Genomic DNA, 5,649 nt, shown 5'->3' on the forward strand with positions numbered 1-5,649 from the left:
CTGATTCGTCATTATGCTGGTCATAGGTGAATGTCCCCTTACCCATACGCTACACACTTGGAGGACATTCCGGCGGAGTGCCGGCGGAACGGGATTGCATCATGCCAAAGGGCGAACCCTCCCCGTTAGCGGAAAAGGTAGCCGTTACATGCTACTGCGCCGCTAAAGGAGAAGGTTAAGGAATGATGAAGGAATTGATCAGGCTTCCGACCAGAAGATTCCAACCGTCTATCAGAATAAAGAATAGAACCTTGAAGGGCAGCGAGATTACCGTTGGGGGCAGCATCATCATGCCCATCGACATGGTGAGCATGGCGACGATCAGATCGATGACAAGAAATGGGAGGGCGATCAGGAAGCCAATCTCGAACCCACGGCGCAGCTCCGAGATCATGAATGCAGGCACGAGGATGCGAAGATCGTCTTTCGCCGCGGCATCGGCCACGATCCCACGCTCCTGCGCAATGGACTGAAACAGCGCAAGATCCTTCTCACGTACGTTCTTCAGCATGAAGGCCCGGAAGGGCGCCGTAATCCGCTCGTAGGCTTCCTGATCAGAGATTTGCTTGGCCATGTAGGGATCCAGCCCTTCAGTCTTTGCCTTGTCGAAGACTGGCGCCATCACAAAGAGGGTCAGGAATAGCGCAAGTGAAACGAGGACAAGATTTGCAGGTGTGCTCTGAAGACCCAGTCCTGACCGGAGGAATGAGAACGCGATGACGAAGCGTGTGAAGCTTGTCACCATGATCAGGATGCCAGGCGCGATCGAGAGAATCGTCAGAAGAACGACATACTGGATGATCCTGCCCGACACTGTCGGATCCGACGGGGCAAGGAGATTGCCGAGCTCGGGTACCTGGCTGGCGGCAGGAGTTGTGAGCAAGACCACCGTTAGAATGGTAAGCAGAACCCTCATTCGACCACGAGCCCATGAATGAGTACGCCGCGTATCTCACCGCCTGACAAGACCTGCACGGTCTCATCGATGTCGTCCCTAAGGGCCAGAATTCCAGACGCACTCTGAAGCTGGCTCAACCGGACACTACGAAGATAAGTGAGAATCTGCTCGCCAGCTTCCTCCGCGAGCAGTTCAGGCTGCTTCTCGCCACCTGCTGCAATCATGACGGAGCCTTCCAGGCGAATCCATTTTCCCTTTGGATCAGCAAGAGTGGTCAGGACAGGTGGAAAGGGCGCTAGCGTGATGTCATCGGAGTGAGTCTCCTCCGGATCTTCATGCTCCTGGACTGCTGGTTCTTCCTTCGCCTTTCCGGCAGGATCATCGGCCAACGCCGTCTCTTGGGAGGCGGGGCCTGGAGGCGCCTCTGCCTCGGCGCTGGCCATTGTACTCTCACCCAAGAGGCTGCCGACCGCGAAGCCCGCGCCCGCTCCAACCAATGTGAGAAGCAGCACGACGACCATCGTGGTCATCAGTTCCCGCTTTCCACTCTTTTCCACGTTCGCCATGCGTTTCCTGGTTCACTAGAAGGGTGAGACCCTGTCCCAGATCTGCTGGCCCCATCCCGGCTGCTGGACCTCCGTAATCCGGCCAGAACCGCCATAGGCGATGCGTGCCTCCGCGACCTTTTCATAGGAGATCGTATTCTCCGGGGAGATGTCCGCCGGCCTTATGAGACCCGAAACATGCAGCGTCCGCTGCTCAAAGTTCACGACAACTTCCTGGCTTCCCTCAATGAGGAGGTAGCCATTTGGCATCACGCGCGTCACCATCGCAGCAATCGAAAGTTCGATTCGTTCGGAGCGAGCCGTTGTACCCTGGCCGGCACTGCGGCTGTTTGAGTTGACCTCGGCGTTGCCGTTGATGTCAGACTCGACGATCCCCATGATGTCGTAAGTGAAGCCAAGATCTGCATCAGCTGATGCATTGCGGCTGCGGTTGGAGGAATTATTCAGCGTAGCGCGGTCGTTTATCTCGATCTCAACCGTGATGAGATCACCTTTCCGGCTGGCGCGGGCATCGCGGAAGAAATCGGCATTGCCGCCGATCCAACCTTGGGCAGGCCCAGTCAGCTCCTCGACCTGGGAGACCGACGATTCGGCTGCCGCCTGTCCGATGCCCGAGCCGACAGGGGACAGTTCCGGTGAGGTGCCGAAGTTCTCCAGATCGGGCGCACAACCCTGTAGCAGAATGGCAATCGACAGGGGGCCAACGAAAGCCATGAGGCGGAGACGTCTCACGGGTCCTCCTTGCCGTTTCGGGCAGCGCTCGCAATTGTCTTTGCCATGCGGGCTGCGAAATCAGGATTCATTTCGTTCAGGATGGCGCTGGCCTGCCTCGGCTTGAGCTGCCGGAGCACAGAAGAGGCCAGCCGCACGTCCAGCTTCTCAAGTTGGATGGACGCGATTTCCGGTTCCATTCCTGCATAGATCTCGACCAATTCCTGCCGGGCCAGTCCGCGTAGATCTTCGCGGCGCTTCAGCAACGTTTCGAGTTCGCCCTTCTTCTGCTCAAGGCGGGCGATCTTGTCTTCCACCCGCGCTTCAAGCTCCTTCAGCATTGCACTTTGTGTTGCCATTCGCCGTTCTGCGGCCATGTCCGAGATCGCCACGCAGTACTCTTCGATGACCTTCCTGATCTCTGCCTCATTCGCCGATGCTGCAGTGGTGTCCGCTAGCACGAGAATGACCACAGCGTAGAGTGAGGCTGACAGGACGCTTCTATGCGGAACAAACCGGGCGATCACTGGATCACCAGCTCCGCCTGAAGGGCGCCCGAGGTCTTTATAGCTTGCAGGATCGCGATGATCCCAGCCGGCTTCAGGCCGATCCGGTTAAGCCCATGAACCAGACGCTCAAGGCTCGGGCCTTCAAGCATCGCAACCTTGGAGTCTTCTTGTTCGGCTGAAACGTTGGTCGATGGCTCGATTGCCGTCTCTCCTTCCGAGAAAGGTTCGGGCTGTACGACTTCCGGCAACTCGGTCACTCTGATTGTGATATTGCCGTGAGCGACTGCTACGGGAGAAACCCTGACATTGCTTCCGATCACGATTGTGCCCGTCTTCTCGTCGATGACGACACGCGCTGCCGTATCTGCCTCCACAGTGAGACCTCCAATCTCAGCCATGAGACGCGAGGCGGAGAGCCGCGCCGGACGGCTAATCGATACTGTTCGGAGATCTTCCGCATCTGCGATTGGCTTGCCGAAGGCGTCTTTGGCGTAGTCGTTGATCACGTCAGCGATTCTTGCTGCCGTGCTGAAATCAGGATTCTTGATCTTGAGCGAGAGTTCGCTGACGTTGTTGAAGTCAGCTGTCAGTTCACGCTCAACCAGTGCACCACCCGGAATTCGGCCACCTGTCGGCGTTCCCTCGGTGAGGGATTCAGCCTGGCCTGATGCAGCCACACCCGTAACCGAGACGGCGCCTTGAGCAACGGCATAGGCTTTGCCATCAGCCGCCGACAATGGTGTCATGACGAGGGTACCGCCCATCAGGGATGTTGCGTCGCCGAGCGAAGAGACGGTGACATCAATCCTCTCGCCGGGAGAAATAAAGGGAGGAAGTCTGGCTGTGACGACCACGGCGGCCACGTTCTGCGCCCGGATCGAGCCTGGTGGCACGCCGACGCCAAGACGCTGCAGCATGGAGCGTGCGGACTGCTCAGTGAAAGGCGAGTTTCGCATCGTGTCGCCTGTTCCAGCCAGCCCGATGACAAGGCCATAGCCTACAAGCTGGTTCTCGCGGATGCCCTGCACGTCCGTGATGTCCTTGATGCGCGATCCCGCAATGGCAATTGCGGGCATGGTGATCATGAAGATCGCAATGAGAAGACAGCGTATCATTCGCTTTTCACCGCAATTCCGCCATCGAGGAGTATCTCAGCATTGACAATCACGCCGGTTGAGGTGTTACGCAGTGAGATCATGTCGCCGACGCCGCCATCCTCCAGCGCCAGAAGCTGTGTGGAGATGGACAGTCCGTCCTCCACATACGACGCTGTCACCTTTGAACCCCGCTTTACAGCCAGTGGCTTCATCAGCGCCGAGAGTGGAACCGGCCGGCCGGCAAGAAGCCGCCGGCGTGCTTCCTTTCCGGTGATCTCGCTGGTCTCGGTGGCCACTCCAGAAAGTGACCGGGGGGTTGTCTGGAATTTGCGCTGCGTGAGATCATCCGAGCTGATCACTTGACCCGCCGGAATCGTGGAGACGGGGACAGGCAGAAGCCGAATAGCTGTGCCAGTCTCGGCCTGTGCAAACCAGGCGGAACTTGCCAGCAGAATGACAACGGCTGTCAGTCGTCCACGCTTGCACATGACCTAGCGGATGCCCTTGCTCACGACTCCCGCCATGTCATCAGCTGCCTGGATGACCTTTGAATTCATCTCATAGGCGCGCTGTGCCGAGATCAACTCAGTGATTTCACGCACCGGATCGACATTTGAGCTCTCCAGATAACCTTGTTGAACGGTCCCGAAGGATATGCTGCCGGGCAGGCCCGACACGGCCGCACCGGATGCTTCCGTCGGCTGGAAAAGATTGCCACCCAGCGCATTGAGGCCGGCGGCGTTGGGGAAATTGGCAAGCGTGATCTGGCCAACAGAAACCATGTTGGCCTCACCCTGAAGCTTGGCGAAGACTTCGCCCGTCTGGTTGATCTCGATGGCGGTGGTCCCGGCAGGTACCGTTACTGCAGGCTCAATTGGGTATCCATCTGCCGTCACGATCTGGCCTTCGGCATTGGTGTTGAAGGCTCCCGCCCTTGTATAGAGAGTCTCGCCGTTAGGACCCGCGACCTGGAACCAGCCCGGGCCATTGATGGCCATGTCAAGCCGGTTGCCGGTTTCAGCCAACGGACCCTGTATGTTGAGCAAGCGTATTGCCGCAAGCCTGGTGCCGAGGCCAAGCTGGGCGCCCTCCGGAATGACGCCTTCTCCGGTCTGGTTAGGGATGCCCTGAACCCGCTCCATCTGGTAAAGCAGGTCTGTGAATTCCGCTCGGGTTCGCTTGTAGCCCGTGGTGTTGATGTTCGCGATGTTGTTCGCGATCACTTCCACGTTGAGCTGCTGGGCGGACATGCCGGTGCCGGCTATTGAAAGGGCGCGCATTCTTGCCTCCTAGATCTGCATACGACTCACTTCGAGATACGAACTGACGGCCTTGTCACGGACTGCGAGCGCCGCCTGAAGCGTGCGCTCCGCCGCCATGACGCGCTCAACGACAGTCTGCAGCGGCAAGTCTCCGCTGATGCCGGCGAGCGCTGCGGCCTCCCCTTGGCGCACGGTATTTGCTGCGTCTCCTGCAAACTGTTTGAGTACAGCGGCAAATCCACCGCCATTTTCCGCGGCAGCATGCCCCGATGGCGCGGCCGCCTGCGACGGCCTCATGGCGAGCTCCGGCAGTGAGGAAATCGACGAGAAGTAGATCGTCACGCTATTGCCCCTTCAGAAGATCAACCATCATGGATGTCATTTCACGTGCCTGCCGGATCATTTGCAGATTGGCCTCGTAAGAGCGGCTGGCTTCTCGCATGTCCGCCATCTCCACCACCATGTTCACATTGGGCAGCTTCACGTAGCCTGCGACATCCGCCGCCGGATGCCCAGGCTTGTATTCCTTCTCGAACGGTTCCATGTCGCGAACGACACGGTTGACGGTGACGAGCGACGCACCGGTGACCTCGTCAAGCGATTGTT

Annotated in this window: 9 protein-coding genes; all 9 read right to left on the minus strand. The window is 58.4% G+C overall.

Features of this window, described 5'->3' with window-relative positions; translation table 11 throughout:
- Positions 1 to 175: 175 nt before the first annotated feature.
- Entirely contained in the window at positions 176 to 916 is a 741-nt protein-coding gene (fliP, locus tag ACILRA_RS18875) for a flagellar type III secretion system pore protein FliP (protein WP_395663609.1), read from the minus strand.
- Positions 913 to 1,464, minus strand: coding sequence for a flagellar basal body-associated FliL family protein (locus ACILRA_RS18880; protein ID WP_395663610.1), 552 nt, complete (start codon positions 1,462 to 1,464; stop codon positions 913 to 915). The genes fliP and ACILRA_RS18880 overlap by 4 nt, the downstream gene beginning before the upstream one ends.
- 15 nt (positions 1,465 to 1,479) lie before the next feature.
- A complete protein-coding gene (locus tag ACILRA_RS18885; RefSeq protein WP_395663611.1) occupies positions 1,480 to 2,196 on the minus strand; it encodes a flagellar basal body L-ring protein FlgH in 717 nt (238 codons plus the stop codon).
- Complete coding sequence (locus ACILRA_RS18890) at positions 2,193 to 2,702, minus strand: MotE family protein (RefSeq protein ID WP_395663612.1); 510 nt, start codon at positions 2,700 to 2,702, stop codon at positions 2,193 to 2,195. Before ACILRA_RS18890 ends, ACILRA_RS18885 begins: the two co-directional genes overlap by 4 nt.
- Positions 2,699 to 3,769 (minus strand): flagellar basal body P-ring protein FlgI, encoded by a 1,071-nt coding sequence (locus ACILRA_RS18895; protein ID WP_395663613.1) that lies wholly within the window; start codon positions 3,767 to 3,769, stop codon positions 2,699 to 2,701. The genes ACILRA_RS18890 and ACILRA_RS18895 overlap by 4 nt, the downstream gene beginning before the upstream one ends.
- A gap of 26 nt (positions 3,770 to 3,795) precedes the next feature.
- On the minus strand, positions 3,796 to 4,269 hold the full coding sequence (gene flgA / locus ACILRA_RS18900) for a flagellar basal body P-ring formation chaperone FlgA (RefSeq protein WP_395663614.1): 474 nt from the start codon (positions 4,267 to 4,269) through the stop codon (positions 3,796 to 3,798).
- A gap of 3 nt (positions 4,270 to 4,272) precedes the next feature.
- Positions 4,273 to 5,061 (minus strand): flagellar basal-body rod protein FlgG, encoded by a 789-nt coding sequence (flgG, locus tag ACILRA_RS18905; RefSeq protein ID WP_395663615.1) that lies wholly within the window; start codon positions 5,059 to 5,061, stop codon positions 4,273 to 4,275.
- Between the two features lie 9 nt (positions 5,062 to 5,070).
- Positions 5,071 to 5,385: a flagellar hook-basal body complex protein FliE gene (locus ACILRA_RS18910; RefSeq protein ID WP_395663616.1), complete on the minus strand. Its 315-nt coding sequence runs from the start codon at positions 5,383 to 5,385 to the stop codon at positions 5,071 to 5,073.
- A gap of 1 nt (position 5,386) precedes the next feature.
- On the minus strand, positions 5,387 to 5,649 hold a 263-nt coding region (locus ACILRA_RS18915), incomplete at its 5' end, for a flagellar basal body rod C-terminal domain-containing protein (protein WP_395663617.1).

The sequence above is a fragment of the Aestuariivirga sp. genome (assembly GCF_044239095.1).
In the GTDB taxonomy this organism is placed as follows: domain Bacteria; phylum Pseudomonadota; class Alphaproteobacteria; order Rhizobiales; family Aestuariivirgaceae; genus Aestuariivirga.

Excerpts from the sequence above, each read along its gene's own strand:
- ACILRA_RS18880 (WP_395663610.1), bottom strand. The coding sequence starts at position 1,464 with ATGGCGAACGTGGAAAAGAGTGGAAAGCGGGAACTGATGACCACGATG.
- ACILRA_RS18895 (WP_395663613.1), bottom strand. The coding sequence starts at position 3,769 with ATGATCACCATGCCCGCAATTGCCATTGCGGGATCGCGCATCAAGGAC.
- flgA (WP_395663614.1), bottom strand. The coding sequence starts at position 4,269 with ATGTGCAAGCGTGGACGACTGACAGCCGTTGTCATTCTGCTGGCAAGT.
- flgG (WP_395663615.1), bottom strand. The coding sequence starts at position 5,061 with ATGCGCGCCCTTTCAATAGCCGGCACCGGCATGTCCGCCCAGCAGCTC.
- fliP (WP_395663609.1), bottom strand. The coding sequence starts at position 916 with ATGAGGGTTCTGCTTACCATTCTAACGGTGGTCTTGCTCACAACTCCT.